This is a genomic window from Kluyvera sp. CHPC 1.251, from assembly GCF_036759945.1.
Lineage (GTDB): Bacteria > Pseudomonadota > Gammaproteobacteria > Enterobacterales > Enterobacteriaceae > Kluyvera > Kluyvera sichuanensis.
On the sequence record NZ_JAPKIC010000001.1, the window covers coordinates 413,943 to 434,239 of the forward strand.

Consider the following 20,297-nt stretch of genomic DNA (forward strand, 5'->3'; position numbering starts at 1 on the left):
CGGACGAGGTGCGCTAGCACCGACCCCGGGGCGGCTCGGTGCCACTCCCGGCACCGCGATGCTCGGCCGGGCTACTTTCTTGATGCAGGAGCAGGTACAATTCGCGCTTTAGTCTTGTCGGAGAGTGGGTGTGCGTCCGGATAAGTCACTCAGTCCTTTTGAAATTCGTTTATATCGTCACTATCGTACCGTGCACGGGGCGCGTATTGCGCTGGCCTTTGTCCTGACCTTTTTGATAGTCCGCCTGCTGGGCGTGCCCGATGGCTCCTGGCCGCTGATCACGCTGGTGGTGGTGATGGGGCCCATCTCCTTCTGGGGCAACGTGGTGCCGCGCGCGTTTCAGCGTATCGGCGGTACGGTGCTCGGTTCTGCCCTGGGCCTGATCGCCCTCAAGCTTGAGCTTTTCTCCCTGCCGTTGATGCTTATCTGGTGCGCCGCGGCGATGTTCCTGTGCGGCTGGCTGGCGCTGGGCAAAAAGCCGTATCAGGCGCTGCTTATCGGCATTACTCTTGGCGTAGTAGTTGGCGCACCGGCTGGAGATATGACCACCGCGCTGTGGCGAAGCGGCGACGTTATCTTCGGCTGCCTGCTGGCCATGCTCTTTACCGGTATCTGGCCGCAGCGGGCGTTTATTCACTGGCGTATCCAGATGGCCTCGTTCGTGACGCAGTTTAACCGTATCTATCAGGCGGGACTGTCGCCGAACCTGATTGAGCGTCCACGGCTGGAAAAGCATCTGCAAAAAGTCCTCAATGACGTGGTGAAAATGCGCGGCCTGATTACGCCTGCCAGCAAAGAGACGCATATCCATAAGGGCATTTTTGAAGCTATTCAGACCGTCAGCCGCAACCTGGTTTGCATGCTGGAGCTGCAAATCAACGCCCACTGGGCGTCACGCCCGGGCCACCTGCTGATGCTGAACGCCCATACGCTGCGCGAAACCCAACTGATGACACAGCAAACGCTGCTGGCGATTGCCCATGCGCTATACGAAGGCAACCCGCGTCCTATCAAAGCGAACAGCGAAAAGCTCAATGAAATCGTCTCGGAGCTGCGTCAACTGGTGCATGAGTACAAAGATGACCATCTGGCTGAGACGTCCATTCATGGCTACGTCTGGTTGAGCATGGAGCTGGCGCGTCAGCTGGAATTATTATCCAGCCTGATGTGTCGCGCATTGCGTAAATAAAAGGCAGATGCACACGCTTTTACGCCAGGTTGTTTCGATTCAGCTAGATTTAGGGTTATGATGAACCCAAAGTAAAAATGATTGTTTGCTACAACGGCAGTACGAAAAATCATACAGGTTGAAGGGTATATGACTAATGTGTACCTTATCGTGTAGCCGTTGTTTAACGAATCCGAGTCTCAACATATCAGGGGTATAAAAATGGAAACCACGAAACCTTCGTTTCAGGACGTACTGGAATTCGTACGTTTGTTCCGTCGTAAGAACAAACTGCAGCGTGAAATTCAGGACGTTGAGAAAAAGATCCGTGACAACCAGAAACGCGTGCTGCTGCTGGATAACCTCAGCGACTACATCAAACCAGGCATGAGCGTTGAAGCTATTCAGGGCATCATTGCCAGCATGAAAGGCGACTATGAAGATCGCGTTGATGATTACATCATCAAAAATGCTGAGCTGTCCAAAGAACGCCGCGACATCTCCAAGAAACTAAAAGTGATGGGCGAGCAGAAAGGCGAGTAACCGTCATTAACGGGTGGCTGCGCCAGCGGCCACCTGGTCCTTATTTTATTCCTCCCTGCACACTCTCTTCTTCGACCTTTCGACAATCCAGTGACATCGCGAGCAATGCGGAGTATAAAGCTTTCTGTTTGATATATTAGCCACGGTTATGTGGGAACGTGTTGATATCAAAGGATCTCGCCAACAATGCAGCAACATCTGGAAGCGCAATCATGATACTGGTGACCGGCGGCGCGCGCAGCGGAAAGAGCCGCCACGCGGAATCGTTACTCAGCAAATACCCCCGGGTTTGCTATATCGCGACCTCACAAATCTTCGACGCCGAAATGGCCGCACGCATCCAGCATCATCGGGACGACCGTCCTGCACACTGGCGCACCGAAGAGCGCTGGCAACATCTTGCCGACATCATCACGCCTGATAACGATCCTACCGAAGCTATTCTGCTGGAATGCATCACGACGCTGGTCACCAATATTCTCTTTGCCTCGGGAAACGAGGAAGAGATTGAGCACTGGGACTTCGCGGCGCTTGAAGCACAGGTCAATGGCGAAATCGATGCGCTGATCGTGGCCTGCCAGCGCTGCCCGTCGCCGATTGTGCTGGTGACCAATGAAGTGGGAATGGGCATCGTGCCCGAAAATCGTCTGGCCCGGCATTTTCGCGACATTGCCGGGCGCGTAAATCAAAAGCTGGCGCAGGCGGCAGATGACGTCTGGCTGGTGGTATCAGGGATTGGAGTCAAAATAAAATGAGTCGACTGTTTTTCGCCACACTCTCCTTTATGAGCCGTCTGCCGGTGCCACAGCGCTGGTCGCAGGGGTTGGATCTGGATCGCTACGTTAGCGGCGTCATTACCTTTCCGATTATTGGTCTGCTACTGGGGGCGATAAGCGGTCTGGTCTTCATCATTGTGCAGAGCTGGTGCGGTATTCCTCTGGCGGCATTCTTTAGCGTTCTGGCGCTGGCGCTGCTGACCGGCGGCTTCCATCTCGATGGTCTGGCGGACACCTGTGACGGCGTTTTCTCCGCGCGTCGGCGCGAGAAGATGCTGGAAATTATGCGTGATAGCCGGTTGGGCACCCACGGCGGTCTGGCGCTGATCTTTGTGCTGCTGGCCAAAGTACTGGCGGTCAGCGAACTGGCGCTGCGCGACACCCCTATGCTGGCGGCGATCGCCAGCGCCTGTATCGCCGGTCGTGGTGCCTCGGTACTGATGATGTATCGCCACCGCTATGCCCGCGAAGAGGGGCTGGGTAATCTGTTTATCGGTAAAATCAGCTTCCGCCAGACCTGGGTGACGTTAGTCATTGCAGGGGCGCTGGTCACCGCCATGCTGGGCGTACATGGCCTGAAAGCGCTGCTGGTGGCCTTTATCGGCGTCTTTATTCTGGGCCAGTTGCTGAAGCGTACGCTGGGCGGGCAAACCGGCGACACGCTGGGCGCAAGTATCGAGTTAGGCGAAGTGATTTTCTTGCTGGCGCTTTTGTAAGCCAGCGTATGACTACGTGGGAATAATAATGCAAACAACACTGGCTTCACTGCTGTCGACTATTCCAGAAATGGACAGCGCCGCGATGGCGCAGGCGCAGCAGCATATTGATGGGCTATTAAAACCAACGGGTAGCCTCGGGCGTCTGGAAGCGCTGGCGGTGCAGCTTGCGGGCATGCGCGGCCTACAGGGCACGCCGTGCGTTGATAAAAAAGCAATTCTGGTGATGTGCGCCGATCACGGCGTCTGGCATGAAGGGGTCGCCATTTCACCGCAGGTGGTGACCGCGATTCAGGCCATGAATATGACGCGCCACAATACCGGTGTTTGCGTTCTCGCGGCACAGGCAGGCGCGGACGTACATGTGATTGACGTGGGCATCGATGCCGACCCAATCCCAGGCCTTATCGATATGAAAGTGGCACGCAGCAGCGGCAACATTGCTCAAACGGCGGCCATGACGGCCGAGCAGGCGCAAACCGTGCTGCTGTCGGCAATTAACTATACCCGTAGCCTGGCAGAGCAGGGCGTGACGCTGTTTGGCGTGGGTGAACTGGGTATGGCTAACACCACGCCGGCCGCCGCGGTAGTCAGCGTGCTGACCGGCAGCGAGCCGGAGGCGGTGGTGGGCATTGGCGCCAACCTGCCTCAGGCGCAGCTAACGCATAAAGTGGATGTGGTTCGTCGCGCTATTGCGGTGAACCAGCCCAACGCCGCTGACGGCCTTGAGGTACTGGCGAAGGTCGGTGGTTACGATCTGCTGGGGATGACCGGCGTAATGCTCGGTGCTGCCTCGTGCGGCCTGCCGGTGGTACTGGACGGCTTCCTGTCGTACGCTTCTGCACTCGCGGCCTGCCGCATTGCGCCAGCCGTGAAGCCATACTTGATCCCTTCCCATTTCTCCGCCGAGAAAGGCGCGCGCATTGCGCTGGCGCATCTGGAACTGGAACCGTATCTGCATATGGAGATGCGTTTGGGTGAAGGCAGCGGCGCAGCAATGGCGATGCATATCGTTGAGTCAGCCTGCACCATGTATAACCGCATGGGGACGCTGGCTGGCAGCAATATCGTGCTGCCAGCGTAAGGGCTATTTCCCCGCCATTTGTTGTAAAAGCCATTCGCGTAGCGCCGTAATATCCTGGCGCTGCGCGTTCTCTTCGGTGGCCACCAGATAGTAGTTCGCGCCCGGTAGTGACATGTTGAAAGGCATCATGAGCACTCCACGTTGCAGTAAATCCCTCGCCAGCAACTCGCTGGCAATCACCACGCCTTGTCCCGCGACTACCGCCTGCAGCGCATGCGTTTCATCGCTGAAGGTCAACCCCGCCTGCAGATTTAATGCCTGAGGCCCATAGCGCTTTTTCCAGTTTGCCCAACTAGGTTCATCGGCCGGAACATGGCGATTTTCCACGTGAAACAGGGTGACGTTGGCTAAATCTTCGGGCTTTTGCAGCGCTAGCGCGGGGCTTGCCACAACGATAAAACGGTCTGTATGCAGGAGAGTGCAGTGCAGCGAGGATTCCGGCATTTCACGATAACGGATAGCCACATCAACGGTACGCTGGCTGAGATCGACACGCTCGACGCTGGTATGCAGCCGCAGATCGATGGTCGGGCATTCCGCTTTGAAGTCTGCAAGCCTCGGAACCAGCCAGTGGGTGAGAAAATTAGAGGTGGTGGTGATCGTCAGTGCGGGTGGTTGGTGGGCTTGCAGCACCTGCGCCGTAGCCTCTTCCAGCGCGCTGAAAGCGCGTTGGGTACCGGCATAGAGCACTTTCCCGCTCTCGGTCAGGCTAACGCCCTGAGCGCTGCGTTCACAGACCCGGCATTCCAGCACTGACTCCAGAAGTTTTATCTGATGGCTGACCGCCGTCGCACTCACGCCGAGGACGTCCGCTGCGCGCTTGAAGCTGAGCTGTTCCGCCAGCGCATGAAACGCTCTTAGCGCGCCGAGCGGTGGCAATCTGACTTTTCTCATGGCTGAGTTTTTCTCATCTATGGCTGAAAACTATGCGTTTGTTTTACCTGTTATAGAAGACGTAGTCTACCCAGCATAAGTAAGAGGGTGAATTAATCTCATGCTAATGCCGAAGGGGAAAACGATGAGCGTATGGATAAGTGGTACTACGCCGGGAAGTCGTAAGACTGCAGAGAGGGCGATAGCGATAAGCGCTGCGGTTGCCGGTGCTGGCCTACTGGCGAAGCTATCAATAGCGGTAAGCGTCACTCAGAGTCTGGTTCAGCTTTTTGCGCTGGGCCTGAGCTTTGCGGTAGGGATGATGCTGGCAAGCACAGGCAGTGTGGTGCGCCACGGTTTTCCGCTTTCGGCGGTGGGGTGGCTGCTGGTGCTGCTTAGCCTGCTTGGTGGACAAACGGGGCTGCTGCTATTGCCGGGAATCGTCACCGGTGGCCTGGGGCTGGGGTTGGCTCATGGGCGATTGATGGCTGACAACCGAATTGTCAATGCGCTGAGCAGCGTGGCAGCGTTAGTTGCAGTATTGCTTATCCAGGCCAATTCGGCGCCGGGTATAAATGGCTACGGGTTTGCCTTTGCGGTTGTCATCGATTTAACGCTGCTCGGGGTGGTGCTGGTGCGAATTGCTGAAACGGAGAGAAAATAGAAAGCAAAAAGCCTGCTTAGTTTCCTAAGCAGGCTTCTCAAATATGGCTCCTCTGACTGGACTCGAACCAGTGACATACGGATTAACAGTCCGCCGTTCTACCGACTGAACTACAGAGGAATCGGTGTGGAGTCGTATCTTAGCGGCGAAAAAATTTTTGTCAAACATCAATTCTGGTCTTGTGACGCGACTGCCTATTCCATCAACAATTTGTCGCCATTCCAGACAAAAATTAAGGAAAAATGTTTTGCAGGATCGGGAATTCTCCATCATCATTTGAAATGGAGTTTCAACTTTCTGATCTAAGGCCCATTTTGAACGTCACCACCGCACTTCGCCAGGCCGTTGCCCGCACGCCCTGGTACAAAAAACGCAAAAGTTATCGAGTTCTCTTCTGGCGTGAAATCACCCCCCTTGCTGTACCTATCTTTCTGGAAAACACCTGCGTTTTATTGATGGGGGTATTGAGTACCTTCCTCGTCAGTTGGTTGGGTAAAGAGGCGATGGCGGGCGTGGGTCTTGCCGATAGCTTCAACATGGTGATCATGGCGTTCTTTGCCGCGATAGACCTCGGGACGACCGTGGTGGTCGCCTTCAGTCTCGGTAAGCGTGACCGTCGTAAGGCGCGAGCGGCGGCACGGCAATCGCTGGTGATCATGACTCTGTTCGCGACCATCCTGGCGGCGGTTATCCACTATTTTGGTGCCGGGATTATTAATATCGTTGCCGGTGATGCCACCGAGGAAGTGAAAGGACTGGCGCTGACCTACCTTGAGCTGACCGTGCTGAGCTATCCGGCGGCAGCGATTGCGCTTATTGGCAGCGGCGCGCTGCGTGGGGCAGGGAATACTAAAATCCCGCTGATGATTAACGGCGGGATGAACATCCTCAACATTATTATCAGTAGCTTCCTGATTTACGGGGCGTTCTCCTGGCACGGTATGGGGTTTGCCGGGGCAGGGCTGGGGCTGACCATTTCCCGTTATATTGGCGCGGTGGTCACCATCATTGTGCTGATGGTTGGCTTTAACCCGGCGCTGCGTATTCCGCTTAAAAGCTATTTCAAGCCACTCAATTTCGCCATTATCTGGGAAGTGATGGGGATTGGTATTCCGGCAAGCGTCGAGTCAGTGCTGTTTAACAGCGGTAAATTGCTGACGCAGATGTTTGTCGCCGGGATGGGGACCGACGTTATAGCCGGTAACTTTATCGCCTTCTCCGTGGCGGCGCTGATTAACCTGCCGGGGAACGCCCTGGGTTCGGCATCCACTATTATTACCGGTAAGCGGCTGGGGACCGGGCAGCTTGCCCAGGCAGAACGCCAGCTACGCCACGTGTTCTGGATGTCGACCATCGTCCTTACCCTGATAGCCTGGGGGACGGCGCCGTTTGCCGGATTGTTCGCGTCGTTCTATACCCACGAGCAGGACGTCAAAGACGTGGTGAAAATTCTTTTGTGGATGAACGCTGCCTTTATGCCAATCTGGGCCGCCTCTTGGGTGCTGCCAGCGGGCTTTAAAGGGGCGCGAGACGTACGCTTCGCCATGTGGGTCTCCATGCTCAGCATGTGGGGCTGTCGCGTGGTAGTAGGCTACGTGCTGGGTATTCTGCTGGGTTGGGGCGTGGTCGGCGTCTGGATGGGGATGTTCCTCGACTGGGGCGCGCGTGCGGTGCTGTTCTACCGTCGCCTGATAACCGGCCGCTGGGCGTGGAAATACGCGCCGGCAAAGAAAACGGACGCCGCGTAACAGCCTGATTGCGGTGAAAATCGGCAATAAAAGTCAGTTTTCAGCCGAATCGAAGAATAAATCGGCAAACGAATTATTTTGTGCAAATCAGGCTTTGACAACAATGGGGCACATCGATAATATGCGCCTCGTTCACACGATTCCTCTGTAGTTCAGTCGGTAGAACGGCGGACTGTTAATCCGTATGTCACTGGTTCGAGTCCAGTCAGAGGAGCCATATTTAAGAAGCCTGCTTAGGAAACTAAGCAGGCTTTTTTCTTTTCTGCGTTTGATAAAAAAAGCCGGACCAGAGTCCGGCTGATATTGTCTTAACGGAACGGCGGCTCGTTAAAGGTCCGCAGCTTACGGGAATGCAGACGATCGCCTTCCGCGCGCAGCAGGTCGATGGCCCGAATGCCAATTTGCAGATGTTCGGAAATCGCCCCTTCATAGAAACGGTTCGCCTGACCGGGCAGCTTAATTTCACCGTGCAGCGGTTTGTCTGATACGCACAGCAGCGTGCCGTATGGCACGCGGAAGCGGTATCCCTGAGCGGCAATGGTCGCACTCTCCATATCAATCGCCACGGCGCGACTCAGGTTGAAGCGCAGCGCCGACGCGGAATAGCGCAGCTCCCAGTTGCGATCGTCGGTGGTAACCACCGTCCCGGTACGCAGTCGCTGTTTGACCTCTTCGCCCGGCATCCCGCTCACCTGCTTGGTGGCGTCGTACAGTGCGCGCTGCACCTCGGCAATGCTCGGGATTGGAATATCCGGTGGCAGTACGGCGTTCAGCACGTGGTCGTCACGCAGATAGGCATGTGCCAGTACATAATCGCCAATCGACTGACTTTCACGCAGGCCGCCGCAGTGGCCGATCATCAACCAGACGTCTGGACGCAGCACCGCCAGGTGGTCGCAGATATTTTTGGCGTTCGACGGACCTACGCCGATGTTAATTAAAGTGATCCCTTGTCCATCTTTGGTGATCAGGTGCCAGGCAGGCATCTGGTGCTTCTTCCACGCCAGATCGGAAATAGCCTCTTCCGGCGCTTCGGTATCGGCGGTGATCCAGATCCCTCCCGCGCAGGAGAGCGACACGTACGGGCTATCAGGATCGAGAATCTGACTGCAGCCCCAGCGCACGAACTCATCGACGTAGCGGGTGTAGTTGGTGAACAGTACAAACGGCTGGAAGTGTTCGACCGGAGTGCCGGTGTAGTGACGCAGGCGCGCCAGCGAGAAGTCTACGCGGCGGGCGTCAAAGTGCGACAGCGGATAGAAATCGGTGGAGTGGGTCAGGCCATCCGCGGTTTCATCGCCAATCTGCGACAGCTCGGTGGTGGGGAAAAAGCGCGTCAGGTCAGCGCTCATCGAGCGATCGAGATTCAGGCCATCGATCACGTACGGATAGGGGATTTCATGCTGCGACAGGCCGACTTCAATATGGGCGTCGTAATCTTCGTGCAGCAGGCTTAGCTGCTCTAGCAGGTAGCTGCGGAACAGCACCGGGTGCGTGATGGTAGTGGTGTAGCAGCCGGAGTGGGTAAAGCGGCCAAACGCGCGGGTTTTCTGCGCCTTGTGCGCGTTGCCGCTCCAGGAGACCGAAAGCTGAGGGTAAACAAATAGCCCGTTTGCCCGCGCTTCTGCGCTTGGTAATGAACGGTCGTCAATAAACAGACGGATAGCGTCACGTAATGCACTTACCGATTGATCGTACAGCGCCTGGAGTTTCTCCAGCGCTTGTTCTGGGGTCAGACTCACGCCCGTATTACTCATCGTTCGCTCCTTGTGTGCGGCTTTTCCCGATAGTATGCCAGCCGATGATGAAACAAAAGCGTAAGCCGGTTTCAATGTAACAACTGATTAACCTTTAACCGGGTGATTTCTCATCCGGTTAAAGGCTGCGTGTCGGAGTAAAAAAGCTATAATCAACCGACATCTGCTGTGATTTGAGGAAAGGGAAATGAAACCTCGTGTAAAACTCTTGTGTGCTTTCGCGCTGGCACTCTGTAGCCAGGGCGCGCTGGCTGTGACCTATCCGCTTCCTCCGGAGGGGAGCCGTCTTGTGGGCAGCACGTTGAATATCACGGTGCCGCAGGATAACCACCTGCCGCTGGAGGCCTTTGCAGCGCAGTACGGGCAGGGGCTCAGCAATATGCTGGAGGCGAATCCGAACGTGGATGTCTTCTTGCCAAAATCGGGTTCCACGCTGGTGGTACCGCAGCAGCTAATTCTGCCAGACACGGTGCGTCGGGGAATTGTGGTTAACGTCGCGGAAATGCGCCTTTATTATTATCCGCCAGAGGGTAACACCGTTGAGGTTCTGCCCATTGGTATCGGCCAGGCAGGGCGAGAAACGCCGCGTAACTGGGTGACGACCGTCGAGCGCAAACAGGAAGCACCGAGCTGGACGCCAACGCCAAATACCCGTCGTGAATACGCCAAACGCGGGGAAAGCCTGCCTGCGTTTGTCCCGGCCGGGCCGGATAACCCGATGGGCCTGTACGCTATTTATATTGGTCGGCTGTACGCGATTCACGGTACCAATGCGAACTTTGGCATTGGGCTTCGCGTCAGTCAGGGCTGCATCCGCCTGCGCAATGATGACATCAAGTATCTGTTCGATAACGTGCCGGTCGGCACGCGCGTGCAGATTATCGACCAGCCGGTGAAATATAGCGTTGAGCCAGACGGCAGTCGCTGGGTGGAGGTGCACGAGCCATTATCGCGCAACCGCACAGAATATGAGTCTGATAACAAAGTTCCGTTGCCTATTACGCCTGCGCTGCGTAGTTTTACTCAGGGTGAAGGCGTGGATGGTAGTCGGGCAAGAGGCGCGCTCGAAAGGCGCTCCGGCATGCCGGTCAATATCAGCACCTCGCATAACGCGTTGTAAGCCTGTCTATATTCAACGCCAAAAGCCCGCGATTTGCGGGTTTTTGACTTTTTAACCAGGGTTGGCAAAAGGAGCATTGAATGAGTGATGTCGTGAACTGGGGCGTGCTGGGCTATGCCCGAATCGCAAAAAATTCCATTATTCCGGCGATTCAACGTGCCGATAACGCGCGCGTCTACGGCGTAGCGTCGCGCCATCAGGATGAACTGCCGGTGGGTGAGTGGCAGAAAAGCTACGGCGATTACGCTGCGCTGTTGGCCGATGAGGCCATTCAGGCGGTGTATATCCCTCTGCCTAACTCACTGCACAAAGAGTGGGTGATCCGGGCGCTGGAGGCGGGTAAACACGTGCTGTGCGAGAAGCCAATTGGCCTTACCGCCGACGAAGCGCGCGATATGCAGCGGGTGGCGCAGCAGCATAACCGCCTGCTGATGGAAGCCTTTATGTATCAGTACACCGACCGGGTACGGGTTATTAAACAGGTGCTGGAGAGCGGTGAGCTGGGTGAGTTGCGCCATATTAACGTTTCGTTCCGCTTCTTCCTCGACCGGCCTGGCACCATCAAAATGCAGCCCGCGCTCGGCGGCGGGGCGCTGTATGACGTTGGCTGCTACCCGGTGAACTTTATCGGTATGGTGACCGGACGCCTGCCGGTGAGCTGCAAAGCGGTGAGCGAAACGGATCAAGGGGTGGACACCAATCTCTCCGCGCTGCTGCAATATGACGATGGCCTGATTGCCAATATTCACTGCGGCTTTAACGCCTTTGGTCGCAACTATGCGGAGATTATTGGCAGCAAAGGGATGCTGATTATCGATAAGCCCTTCCTGGATGATGCTGGCGCGCTGGAGCTGCACACCCGCGAGGGCGTACGCGAGCTGCCGGTGAGCGAGTCGGACCGTTACCAGGCTGAAATCCGCCACTTCTCCAGCGCGATCCTCAACGAGCCGTCGCGGCTGATCCCGCTGGATGAAACCGTGCGTAATATGCAGGTGCTGGATATGATTCGCGCCGCGCTGTAGTGGGTAACGCCCGGCCGGTATCGCGCCGCCGGGCTTTGCTATCGGGCAAACTTTTTCGAGCCGATAACGCAGAGGATCACCCCAAGCGTAATCAGCATCATCAGCGGATTCACCGCCTCGTGCAGCAGCAGGGCGCTCAGCGCCAGCCCTAAAAACGGCTGCAAAAGCTGGAGTTGGCCTACCGCGGCAATTCCGCCCTCCGCCAGACCTTTGTACCAGAAGATAAAGCCAATCAGCATGCTGAACAGCGAGACATAACCGAGCGCCAGCCACGCCTGACCCGTAATAGCACCGGGATCGGCAGGTAACGCCAGTAACGTCGCTAACAGCATCATCGGCAGCGATAAAATCAGCGCCCAGCTAATCACCTGCCAGCCGCCCAACTGGCGCGTCAGCGTGGCCCCCTCCGCATAGCCCAGCCCACAGACCACCACGGCGGCAAGCATCAGCAGATCGCCGGTTAACGATGCGCTGGCGTTTTGTGAGAGAGCAAACCCCGCGACTAGCAGGCTCCCCAGCAGCGAGAAGATCCAGAACGCCGGATGAGGCCGCTCCCGCCCGCGCAGTACGCCAAAAATCGCCGTAGAGAGCGGCAGAAGTCCAAGAAAGACGATCGAGTGCGCCGCCGTGACGTAGCGTAGCGCCATGGCGGTGAGCAGGGGGAAGCCCACCACCACGCCGAGTGAAACGACCAGCAGCGGAAAAATTTGCCTGACCGTGGGGCGCCGCTCACGAAAGATGACAATCAGCGCCAGGGCGAGAAGCCCGGCAATCGACGCCCGCAGAAAGGTCAGAAAAAACGGGTCCATAGGACCGACCGCGATACGCGTTGCGGGCAATGAACCGCTAAAAATCACTACGCCCAGCAGCCCGTTAAACCAGCCGGATGCTGTGTGTGTTAGAAATACCGCAGCCTTCATTTTGTCCACCTCACCGTTGAGTCATTAACAGCGCGATGGTAGTTTTCTTAATCTAATACAATCAAATTATTGTCATGGATACATTGTATGAAGGCGCGATACAAAACGATCGTCGACAGATATGCCGCGCGGATACGCGATGGACAACTCGCAGCCGGAACCCGGCTATACACGCACCGGCGGCTGGCGGCGGAGGAACGTATTTCTCTTGCCACTGCCACGCGCGTTTATGCCGAACTGGAGGCGATGGGGCTGGTTAGCGGTGAAACCGGGCGCGGCACGTTTGTGCGTGAAATTACCCTCGCGGCGGGTCATGGCGTGGATCAGCAGGCGATGATGCCGGGCGTGTGCGATCTGAACTTTAACTACCCGTCGCTGCCGGGTCAGGGGGAGGAGTTGCGCGACGCACTGCGACAGCTCGCCTGCGTTGGCGATATTGAATCGCACCTGCGCTACCAGCCCCATGCCGGGCGTAAAGCGGATCGCGAGATTGCCGCCCGATACTTTGCGAGCCAGGGTTTTACCCCTGATTCTGACCATATTTTGCTGGTTAACGGCGCCCAACATGGGCTGGCGGTCACGGTAATGGGGCTGCTACAGCCCGGTGATGTAGTGGCGGTAGACGCGTTAACCTACTCCGGATTTAAGGCGTTGGCGGCGCTGTATCACCTCGAACTTCTGGCGATCCCTTCGCTTATCGATGGCCCTGATCTTGAAGCTCTCGATACTCTCTGCCAGCAGCGCCATGTACGAGCGGTCTACACCATGCCAACGTTGCATAACCCGCTAGGCTGGGTGCTCAGCCACCAACAGCGGCAGCGGCTGGCCGCTATTGCCCGTCAGTATGATCTGCTGATTGTTGAAGATGCCGCCTACGCTTTTTTAGCCGAACAACCACCTTCGCCTGTTGCCTGCTACGCGCCAGAAAGAACGGTCTATATCAGCGGATTTTCAAAGAATGTGGCGACCGGATTGCGCGTTGGCGTAGTGATTTGCCCCGGCTCGCTAAAGCCGGCGCTGGAACGAGCCATCCGGGCGACCACCTGGAATACACCCTCGCTTATCACCGCGTTGATGAGCCACTGGATTCAGGACGGCACGGTGGCCCGGACGACGGTCTTAAAAAGAGACGACGCCTGTCAACGGCAGGCGCTGGCTCGCGAATGTCTGCACCCGTTGCCCTGTATCGGCCACCCAAACTCCTGGTTTGTCTGGCTACCGCTGGCCGATGAGTGCCGCGCTGACCGCATCGTGAAGGCGCTGATGGATAACCATATTCTGGTCTCCACCGCTGAACCGTACTCTACTTCAATCAACGTCCCGCAGGCATTACGCATCGCACTGGGTTCGGTGCCGATGGCGACTCTGCGTGGGGCGCTGGTGGCGGTGAGGGAAGCGGTGGAGTATGAGATGAGTCGGTAGGAAGGTGAAATGCTTAACGCTTAAGCGCTGCGGGCTGATTTACGCAAGGCAAACGCAGAAAAGCAAAAAGCCCGCTCGAAAGCAGGCTTTTTAAATTTGGCTCCTCTGACTGGACTCGAACCAGTGACATACGGATTAACAGTCCGCCGTTCTACCGACTGAACTACAGAGGAATCGTGTGAACGGGGCGCATATTATCGATGTCACCCCGGCTTGTCAAAGGGTGAAAAGCGCTAATAAGTTCGTTTGCTGACAATTTCAGCAATTCCATGCCATTTGCTGTTTTTTTGACTGTTCTGCACCGTGAAAGTGCAGAATTACCCCTTATGGGGCAGATCACAAACTTCTGATAGCCGCAAAAAAGGGCCTGAGCGATAGGTTTACACGGTTTTACTGGCAATTTTAAAACTGGCAAGCATCTTGCAACTCCTCCGATTACTTAACGCCAGCGTGGCAGTGATTCCGAACCGGAGGCAAAAATGAACTTAAGACGGCTGAAGTACTTTGTAAAAATCGTCGATATCGGCAGCCTGACTCAGGCCGCTGAAGTGTTGCATATCGCGCAGCCTGCGTTGAGTCAGCAGGTGGCGACGCTGGAAGGGGAACTGGATCAGCAGCTGTTGATTCGTACCAAGCGCGGCGTCACGCCAACGGAGGCGGGCAAAGTGTTATATACCCACGCCCGGACAATCTTACGCCAGTGCGAGCAGGCGCAGTTAGCGGTGAACAACGTGGGTCAGACCCTCAGCGGCACGGTGTCTATCGGCCTTGCGCCAGGTACGGCGGCGTCATCTATTACCATGCCGCTGTTGCAGGCGGTGCGTAACGAACTGCCGGAAGTGCTGGTTTATCTGCATGAAAATAGCGGTACCGTGCTGAACGACAAACTGCTGAACGGTCAACTGGATATGGCGGTGCTTTACGATCGTGCGCCGCTGGCGGGGATCGTCAGCCAGCCGCTGCTGAAAGAGGATCTTTATCTGGTCGGTACTCGCGATTGTCCTGGTCAAAGCGTCGATCTCACCGCGGTGGCGGAGATGAACCTTTTCCTGCCACGGGATTACAGCGCCGTTCGCGCCCGCGTTGATGAAGCCTTCTCGCTGCGTCGATTAACGGCAAAAATCATTGGTGAAATTGAGTCTATCTCTACGCTGACTGCTGCGATTGCCAGCGGGATGGGCGTGACAGTATTGCCAGAATCGGCGGCGCGTTCGCTGTGCAGCGCGGCAAACGGCTGGATGGCGCGGATCACGACCCCGTCGATGAGCCTGCCGCTGTCGTTAAACGTGTCGGCGCGTGGTCAGCTGAGCCCACAGGCGCAGGCGGTGAAAGAAATCCTGATGTCATTGGTTAGTCGCCCTATGCTGGAGAACCGCGAATTACTATTGGTGAGCTAAGCTTATATTCCATTCAGATATAACTTGCTGGTTTTTATTATTTGTTCACAAGGGCATCAGACTTTAACAATAGTTCAACGTCTGATTGACCCGGAGAGAAGCGTGAACTTCCAGCAGCTCAAAATAATTCGTGAAGCGGCACGGCAGGATTACAACCTGACCGAAGTGGCCAATATGCTTTATACATCGCAGTCTGGCGTAAGCCGACATATTCGTGAGCTCGAAGAAGAGCTGGGGATTGAGATTTTCATCCGTCGCGGTAAGCGCCTGTTAGGGATGACGGAGCCGGGTAAAGCCCTGCTGGTGATTGCCGAACGCATACTGAACGAGGCCAGCAACGTCCGACGTCTGGCCGATCTCTTTACTAACGATGAGTCCGGCGTGCTGACAATTGCCACCACGCATACCCAGGCTCGTTATAGCCTGCCGCCGGTGATCAAAGCGTTCCGGGAAATTTTCAAAGACGTGCGCCTGGAGTTGATTCAGGGCACGCCGCAGGAAATTGACGCGCTGCTGCACAACGGCGAGGCGGATATCGGCATTGCGAGTGAGCGCCTCAGCAACGACGCGACGCTGGTGGCCTTCCCGTGGTTCCGCTGGCATCACAGCCTGTTGGTTCCACAGGCTCATCCACTTACTCAAACCTCACCGCTGACGCTGGAGGACATCGCCCGCTGGCCGCTCATTACCTATCGCCAGGGGATCACCGGGCGTTCCCGTATTGATGAAGCCTTTAACCGCAAGGGACTCACGCCGGATATCGTACTGAGCGCACAGGACTCCGATGTGATTAAAACCTACGTTGAGCTGGGGCTCGGCATTGGCCTTGTGGCTGAGCAGTCTGGCGACCCACAGGAGTCCGGCAGCCTGGTGCGCCTGGATACCCATCACCTGTTTGATGCTAATACCGTCTGGCTGGGGCTTAAGCGCGGGCAGCTGCAGCGCAACTACGTGTGGCGCTTTATTGAGCTCTGTAATGCCGGACTGTCGCTGGAGGAAATTAAGCGGCAGGCGATGGAGCTCGAAGAGTCGGTACTGGATTACCAGATTTAACGCCGCGCCCCTTGGGGCGCGCTGCTTCTTACCTCACCATGTTGTTTCATCTCATCTCCTCATCATATTCTGAGCCAGAAAACTGGCGCCTGGTTTAGTCTATGTTTAAAAGGCACATCGCAGGATCGCAATTGGTCTTACGATAAACCCTTCATGAACAGAGAGATAATCCGGATAGTACTATGGCAATGATGCGTGTAACCCGACTGCTGAATACGTCTGGTAAGAGACTTATCTCATGGGCAAAAAAAGCGCTTATCGGCGTGATAGTCGTCATCATTGTCTTTTTCATCGGTCGTATCTACGAATCCCAGCGCGGCCCGGCGCTGCACCGCTGGCATACCTGGACGGCGGATGAAATGACCGCCGGTGAGATTGATAACGCGACGTTTGCTGACTATCAGGCGCGGGAAGCGACGATTTTCCGCGATATGAAAAATAAGATTACCGACACGTTGAACGCTGATGAAAAAACGGCGATTAATCGGTTTTACGCCCAAAGCCTGGTCTATCCGGATAAGTTTCAGCCGGACTGGAATCGCTCCTTTATTCTGCAGCCAGAGGGCAAACCCCGCGGTGCTGCAGTGCTGCTCCACGGCCTGACGGACTCTCCGTACAGCGTACGCTATCTGGCACAACGGTATCAGCAGCAGGGGTTTATTGCCGTTGTCCCCAGACTACCGGGGCACGGTACCGCACCAGGGGCATTAACCGGCGTTGACCGCGAGCAGTGGATCGCGACAACGCGTATGACCGTGCGCGAAGCGACGCGGCTGGCGGGAAATGATGTACCGCTGCATATTGTCGGTTACTCCAACGGCGGAGCGCTGGCGATGAAATATGCCCTTGATAGCCTGGATGATAAATCGCTGCGTCGGCCGCAGCAGATAATCCTGCTATCACCGATGATCGGTGTGACCGCCTTTGCCCGTTTTGCCGGGCTTGCCGGACTGCCCGCGATATTCCCTGCCTTTGCTCGTGCGGCGTGGCTTAACGTCGTGCCGGAGTTTAATCCTTATAAATATAACTCGTTTCCGGTTAAGGCCGCGCGCCAGTCGTGGCTGTTATCTCAGGCGCTGCAGCAGCAAATCGTGCAGGAATCGCAAAATAAGCGGCTGGATGAACTGGCGCCGGTACTCACGTTTCAATCGGTAATGGACTCCACGGTGAGCACCCGGGCGGTGGTGGATTCGCTCTATCGCTATTTGCCGGATAACGGCAGTGAGCTGGTCATTTTTGATATTAACCAGGCGGCGAATTTACGCGCGCTGTTCAGGCCATCGTCCTACTCGGCGGTGAACACCTTGCTGCCGCCTGCGCCAAGGTTATACACGACCACGGTTATCACCAACACCGCGCCGGACACCAATCAAACGGTGTCGCGCTCAACGGAGGCAGGCGCTCTGACAGAGACCGTGACGCCTCTGCAAATTGCCTGGCCGCAGGATATGTATTCGTTGTCGCACGTGGCGGTGCCGTTCCCGCTGACCGACTCACTTTATGGCCGGGACCCGCAGGAGAGAAATCGTTACGGCATCAGTCTGGGCACAATTTCGCTGCGCGGAGAGACGGCTACGCTGAGCGTGGGGCTGGATACACTGATGCGCGTCACCTCCAACCCCTTTTTCCCATGGATGATGGCGCGGGTTCAGCAGCATATTGCCTGTAGCGACCGGCCTGATGTTATCGCCTGTCTCCGGGATGCCGTGTCAGAACAGAGCAAGGTGCAAAAGGGTGCGGAGCGCAATCCCGGCGAGCGCGCCGGTGGCGGCGTAGCGGAACAGACGAACGAAGCGGGAACTTACGCCCAGAAAAATACCGATACCGGGAAGGTCGAAGGTCTGAACTAACAGCCCCGCAGAGGCGTTAATCTGGCTCACGGTGATTTTCCCCTGCTGCACCAGTTCAGAGACGACGCCAAAGTAGGCCGTGCCGCCAGCTACGCATTTGACCAGCGCGGGGAGCACGAAGTTAACCGGAATATGCAACCACACCAGTAACGGCATCAACAGTTGCTGGAGCATCTCAATCAGACCTGCCGACTTCATTACGCCAACGATAGCCAGCGACAGGATAAGCATGGGTACTGCGCCAAGCGCCAGACGAATGGCGTCGGAGCCCGCGCTGTTAATCACCGAAATAATCCCTTGATTGTTTTTCTCTGCGTCAGGTAATGCCTCGGCTCGGGCGTTCTCGACCACCGATAGCCGACGCCCCGTGACGTGCCAGGTAACCGCAGCAGCGCACAGTCCGCCAGCAATTGAGATAACGATGGAGGCCAGCCAGTGCAGGCCAAACGGCGTGAGTGGATAGAAGACGTTGCCCTGGCCCATCGCGAAGAGCATCGCCAATGTAGCGGCCATCTGCCGGTCTGAAACGCCGCGTTTGTCCATAATGGCGAGGGTGGCGAGCGGGGCGGCAAAGCTGACGAAGTTCATCTGGATCATGGCGAAAGCGCTCATTCCGGTGAGACCAAACGGCTTAAGCAGCGGGGCGAGCCAGCGTACAATAACGTCCAGTACGCCGCGCACTTCCAGATATTTCATGACGATGAGCATAACTACCATGATCGGCAGCAGCGTATAGAGCGCTACATCGACGGAGGTTTTCCCCGCCGACATAATGATGCTGATGAAGTCCATCAATTTCTCGGTGACAACGAACAGAAAGGATAATGAGCGTCATCATAATCCTCGTGGGGAGGAAATGAAATTGTCGTTACGGACTAATCTGTCCTGAAAGGCGCGGTGAACTGTACTGCGGTTTGGCAAATGCAGAAAAGCAAAAAGCCTGCTTAGTTTCCTAAGCAGGCTTCTTAAATATGGCTCCTCTGACTGGACTCGAACCAGTGACATACGGATTAACAGTCCGCCGTTCTACCGACTGAACTACAGAGGAATCGTGTGAACGAGGCGCATAGTACTGGCCCCCGATAATTGTGTCAACACTAAATTTAACTCGCTGATTCGAATGGCTGAATTTAGCGCAAGATGTTGTTTTAGTGAACTACTGGGGGATTTTCATCCTGTTCGTTGTTATCACGCAACCGCTGCAGTGGATCCTGGCGATAGAAGCCGCAGAAACGCTGCCACAGTGCCGGGAAGCGCGGGGCGAAAAGTTCAGGTGCGCTGAAAAAGTATTCAGAGAGCACGGCAAAGCACTCGGCGGGGTCGGTGGCCGCATAGGCATCGATACTGGCCGCGTTTTCGCCAACTAAATCAATTTCATCCTGAATGTTATTCATCGCAGCATGAAGGTCATGCTCCCAGCCTGCGACTTCGCGCAGCGGGATAAAAGGCACGCCGCTGGCGCGATCGCCATTGCGGGTATCCAGCTTATGCGCCACTTCGTGAATGATGAGGTTAAAACCGGAGGCATCGAACGAGTCCTGAATATCCAGCCAGTTGAGCACAATCGGCCCCTGCTGCCAGCTTTGACCAGACTGAACAACGCGCTGATTGTGCACCAGGCCGATGTCATCTTCCCATTCGTCGTCAACGATAAAAGGCGCCGGGTAGATCAACACTTCATGGAATCCGTCGAGCCACTCGATCCCGAGTTCCAGAATCGGCAGACAGAAGAGCAGGGCAATACGCGCCTCGATGATAGGCTCCGCCGTCAATCCTTGCAGAAACACCAGCCGTTTTTGCTGTAAAAAACGGTCGGCCAACTGTACCAGTTTGACCTGCTCGTCGTCAGACAAATTCGCTAATAGGGGGATCGCCAGAGCTTCCGCCCACGGTAAGTCGGTTATCTCGGCAGTGTCACTTGCTTTCCAGGGCCATTTAATCATCGTTTTGCTCGCAAACTCGTCACTTGAACGCAATTGAAGAGACTTGGTCTGTTAAAATGCCAAATAACCTGGCATGATGGCAACCATCAAAACGGAGAGATGCCAGAGCGGCTGAATGGACCGGTCTCGAAAACCGGAGTAGGGGTAACTCTACCGGGGGTTCAAATCCCCCTCTCTCCGCCACTTTTCAACGAGTTATATCCCCCAGGTTCTCCAGTAAATATCCCTTTTCAAACCGTCC

General features: G+C 56.0%; 18 protein-coding genes, 5 tRNA genes and 1 pseudogene. 16 read left to right on the forward strand and 8 right to left on the reverse strand.

Features of this window, described 5'->3' with window-relative positions; all coding sequences use genetic code 11:
- Positions 1 to 130: 130 nt before the first annotated feature.
- The 5 genes from V6940_RS01810 to cobT all read left to right on the forward strand — a co-directional run bounded on the left by V6940_RS01810 (position 131) and on the right by cobT (position 4,287).
- On the forward strand, positions 131 to 1,189 hold the full coding sequence (locus V6940_RS01810; RefSeq protein WP_333494622.1) for an FUSC family protein: 1,059 nt from the start codon (positions 131 to 133) through the stop codon (positions 1,187 to 1,189).
- Positions 1,190 to 1,390: 201 nt separating this feature from the next.
- Entirely contained in the window at positions 1,391 to 1,711 is a 321-nt protein-coding gene (locus V6940_RS01815; RefSeq protein WP_035894853.1) for a DUF496 family protein, read from the forward strand.
- 209 nt (positions 1,712 to 1,920) lie between these two features.
- Positions 1,921 to 2,466, forward strand: a complete 546-nt coding sequence (gene cobU / locus V6940_RS01820) for a bifunctional adenosylcobinamide kinase/adenosylcobinamide-phosphate guanylyltransferase (protein WP_333494990.1) — start codon at positions 1,921 to 1,923, stop codon at positions 2,464 to 2,466.
- Positions 2,463 to 3,203, forward strand: coding sequence for an adenosylcobinamide-GDP ribazoletransferase (gene cobS / locus V6940_RS01825; protein ID WP_333494623.1), 741 nt, complete (start codon positions 2,463 to 2,465; stop codon positions 3,201 to 3,203). The genes cobU and cobS overlap by 4 nt, the downstream gene beginning before the upstream one ends.
- Before the next feature lie 28 nt (positions 3,204 to 3,231).
- Positions 3,232 to 4,287 carry a nicotinate-nucleotide--dimethylbenzimidazole phosphoribosyltransferase gene (gene cobT / locus V6940_RS01830; RefSeq protein WP_333494624.1) on the forward strand — a complete coding sequence of 352 codons (1,056 nt, stop codon included), beginning with the start codon at positions 3,232 to 3,234 and terminating at the stop codon, positions 4,285 to 4,287.
- A 3-nt stretch (positions 4,288 to 4,290) separates the two neighbouring features.
- Here cobT and V6940_RS01835 read toward each other — a convergent pair whose 3' ends face one another.
- Positions 4,291 to 5,181 carry a LysR substrate-binding domain-containing protein gene (locus tag V6940_RS01835; RefSeq protein ID WP_333494625.1) on the reverse strand — a complete coding sequence of 297 codons (891 nt, stop codon included), beginning with the start codon at positions 5,179 to 5,181 and terminating at the stop codon, positions 4,291 to 4,293.
- A gap of 124 nt (positions 5,182 to 5,305) precedes the next feature.
- Between V6940_RS01835 and V6940_RS01840 the strand changes: the two genes are divergently transcribed.
- Complete coding sequence (locus V6940_RS01840) at positions 5,306 to 5,824, forward strand: hypothetical protein (RefSeq protein WP_333494626.1); 519 nt, start codon at positions 5,306 to 5,308, stop codon at positions 5,822 to 5,824.
- Positions 5,825 to 5,868: 44 nt separating this feature from the next.
- Here V6940_RS01840 and V6940_RS01845 read toward each other — a convergent pair.
- A tRNA-Asn gene (locus V6940_RS01845) sits at positions 5,869 to 5,944 on the reverse strand.
- 6 nt (positions 5,945 to 5,950) lie between these two features.
- Here V6940_RS01845 and V6940_RS22725 point away from each other — a divergent pair.
- The 3 genes from V6940_RS22725 (at position 5,951) to V6940_RS01855 (ending at position 7,789) form a co-directional block, all read left to right on the forward strand.
- A complete protein-coding gene (locus V6940_RS22725) occupies positions 5,951 to 6,130 on the forward strand; it encodes a DUF5951 family protein (protein ID WP_442910770.1) in 180 nt (59 codons plus the stop codon).
- On the forward strand, positions 6,106 to 7,572 hold the full coding sequence (locus V6940_RS01850) for an EmmdR/YeeO family multidrug/toxin efflux MATE transporter (RefSeq protein ID WP_333494627.1): 1,467 nt from the start codon (positions 6,106 to 6,108) through the stop codon (positions 7,570 to 7,572). The genes V6940_RS22725 and V6940_RS01850 overlap by 25 nt, the downstream gene beginning before the upstream one ends.
- A 141-nt stretch (positions 7,573 to 7,713) precedes the next feature.
- Positions 7,714 to 7,789 (forward strand) — tRNA-Asn (locus V6940_RS01855).
- A gap of 91 nt (positions 7,790 to 7,880) precedes the next feature.
- Here V6940_RS01855 and V6940_RS01860 read toward each other — a convergent pair.
- A complete protein-coding gene (locus V6940_RS01860) occupies positions 7,881 to 9,329 on the reverse strand; it encodes an AMP nucleosidase (RefSeq protein ID WP_333494628.1) in 1,449 nt (482 codons plus the stop codon).
- Between the two features lie 187 nt (positions 9,330 to 9,516).
- Here V6940_RS01860 and ldtA point away from each other — a divergent pair, with 187 nt between their 5' ends.
- A complete protein-coding gene (gene ldtA / locus V6940_RS01865; RefSeq protein ID WP_333494629.1) occupies positions 9,517 to 10,449 on the forward strand; it encodes a L,D-transpeptidase in 933 nt (310 codons plus the stop codon).
- Between the two features lie 80 nt (positions 10,450 to 10,529).
- The gene (locus V6940_RS01870) at positions 10,530 to 11,471 is read left to right on the forward strand and encodes a Gfo/Idh/MocA family protein (RefSeq protein ID WP_333494630.1); all 942 of its coding nucleotides are present in this window, start codon (positions 10,530 to 10,532) and stop codon (positions 11,469 to 11,471) included.
- 38 nt (positions 11,472 to 11,509) lie between these two features.
- Here V6940_RS01870 and V6940_RS01875 read toward each other — a convergent pair whose 3' ends face one another.
- Positions 11,510 to 12,391, reverse strand: coding sequence for a DMT family transporter (locus tag V6940_RS01875; RefSeq protein ID WP_333494631.1), 882 nt, complete (start codon positions 12,389 to 12,391; stop codon positions 11,510 to 11,512).
- A gap of 87 nt (positions 12,392 to 12,478) precedes the next feature.
- Here V6940_RS01875 and V6940_RS01880 point away from each other — a divergent pair, with 87 nt between their 5' ends.
- The gene (locus V6940_RS01880; RefSeq protein ID WP_333494632.1) at positions 12,479 to 13,813 is read left to right on the forward strand and encodes an aminotransferase-like domain-containing protein; all 1,335 of its coding nucleotides are present in this window, start codon (positions 12,479 to 12,481) and stop codon (positions 13,811 to 13,813) included.
- Positions 13,814 to 13,910: 97 nt separating this feature from the next.
- On the opposite strand, the gene V6940_RS01885 is transcribed toward V6940_RS01880, so the two are convergent.
- Positions 13,911 to 13,986: transfer RNA gene (locus V6940_RS01885), tRNA-Asn, on the reverse strand.
- A gap of 306 nt (positions 13,987 to 14,292) precedes the next feature.
- On the opposite strand from V6940_RS01885, the gene nac reads away from it, so the two are divergent.
- The 3 genes and pseudogenes from nac to V6940_RS01900 form a co-directional block, all read left to right on the forward strand.
- Entirely contained in the window at positions 14,293 to 15,210 is a 918-nt protein-coding gene (gene nac / locus V6940_RS01890; protein ID WP_333494633.1) for a nitrogen assimilation transcriptional regulator NAC, read from the forward strand.
- Positions 15,211 to 15,312: 102 nt separating this feature from the next.
- Positions 15,313 to 16,263 carry an HTH-type transcriptional regulator Cbl gene (gene cbl / locus V6940_RS01895; protein ID WP_333494634.1) on the forward strand — a complete coding sequence of 317 codons (951 nt, stop codon included), beginning with the start codon at positions 15,313 to 15,315 and terminating at the stop codon, positions 16,261 to 16,263.
- 188 nt (positions 16,264 to 16,451) lie between these two features.
- Positions 16,452 to 18,056, forward strand: a pseudogene (locus V6940_RS01900) (alpha/beta hydrolase); the annotation flags it as partial.
- Here V6940_RS01900 and V6940_RS01905 read toward each other — a convergent pair.
- From V6940_RS01905 to mtfA, 3 genes are all read right to left on the reverse strand, one after another.
- Positions 17,973 to 18,905, reverse strand: a complete 933-nt coding sequence (locus V6940_RS01905) for a nucleoside recognition domain-containing protein (RefSeq protein ID WP_333494635.1) — start codon at positions 18,903 to 18,905, stop codon at positions 17,973 to 17,975. The pseudogene V6940_RS01900 and the gene V6940_RS01905 overlap by 84 nt on opposite strands.
- Positions 18,906 to 19,085: 180 nt before the next feature.
- Positions 19,086 to 19,161 (reverse strand) — tRNA-Asn (locus V6940_RS01910).
- Positions 19,162 to 19,261: 100 nt separating this feature from the next.
- Positions 19,262 to 20,056, reverse strand: a complete 795-nt coding sequence (gene mtfA, locus V6940_RS01915) for a DgsA anti-repressor MtfA (protein ID WP_333494636.1) — start codon at positions 20,054 to 20,056, stop codon at positions 19,262 to 19,264.
- A 93-nt stretch (positions 20,057 to 20,149) separates the two neighbouring features.
- Here mtfA and V6940_RS01920 point away from each other — a divergent pair.
- Positions 20,150 to 20,239 (forward strand) — tRNA-Ser (locus V6940_RS01920).
- Positions 20,240 to 20,297 lie beyond the last annotated feature (58 nt).

Bases quoted from the DNA above. Each gene is read 5' to 3' on its own strand.
- V6940_RS01840 (WP_333494626.1), top strand. From the start codon at position 5,306: ATGAGCGTATGGATAAGTGGTACTACGCCGGGAAGTCGTAAGACTGCA.
- V6940_RS01880 (WP_333494632.1), top strand. From the start codon at position 12,479: ATGAAGGCGCGATACAAAACGATCGTCGACAGATATGCCGCGCGGATA.
- mtfA (WP_333494636.1), bottom strand. From the start codon at position 20,056: ATGATTAAATGGCCCTGGAAAGCAAGTGACACTGCCGAGATAACCGAC.
- V6940_RS01860 (WP_333494628.1), bottom strand. From the start codon at position 9,329: ATGAGTAATACGGGCGTGAGTCTGACCCCAGAACAAGCGCTGGAGAAA.
- V6940_RS01850 (WP_333494627.1), top strand. From the start codon at position 6,106: ATGGAGTTTCAACTTTCTGATCTAAGGCCCATTTTGAACGTCACCACC.
- nac (WP_333494633.1), top strand. From the start codon at position 14,293: ATGAACTTAAGACGGCTGAAGTACTTTGTAAAAATCGTCGATATCGGC.
- V6940_RS01815 (WP_035894853.1), top strand. From the start codon at position 1,391: ATGGAAACCACGAAACCTTCGTTTCAGGACGTACTGGAATTCGTACGT.
- V6940_RS01835 (WP_333494625.1), bottom strand. From the start codon at position 5,181: ATGAGAAAAGTCAGATTGCCACCGCTCGGCGCGCTAAGAGCGTTTCAT.
- V6940_RS01905 (WP_333494635.1), bottom strand. From the start codon at position 18,905: ATGGACTTCATCAGCATCATTATGTCGGCGGGGAAAACCTCCGTCGAT.
- ldtA (WP_333494629.1), top strand. From the start codon at position 9,517: ATGAAACCTCGTGTAAAACTCTTGTGTGCTTTCGCGCTGGCACTCTGT.
- V6940_RS01870 (WP_333494630.1), top strand. From the start codon at position 10,530: ATGAGTGATGTCGTGAACTGGGGCGTGCTGGGCTATGCCCGAATCGCA.
- cobS (WP_333494623.1), top strand. From the start codon at position 2,463: ATGAGTCGACTGTTTTTCGCCACACTCTCCTTTATGAGCCGTCTGCCG.
- cobT (WP_333494624.1), top strand. From the start codon at position 3,232: ATGCAAACAACACTGGCTTCACTGCTGTCGACTATTCCAGAAATGGAC.
- V6940_RS01875 (WP_333494631.1), bottom strand. From the start codon at position 12,391: ATGAAGGCTGCGGTATTTCTAACACACACAGCATCCGGCTGGTTTAAC.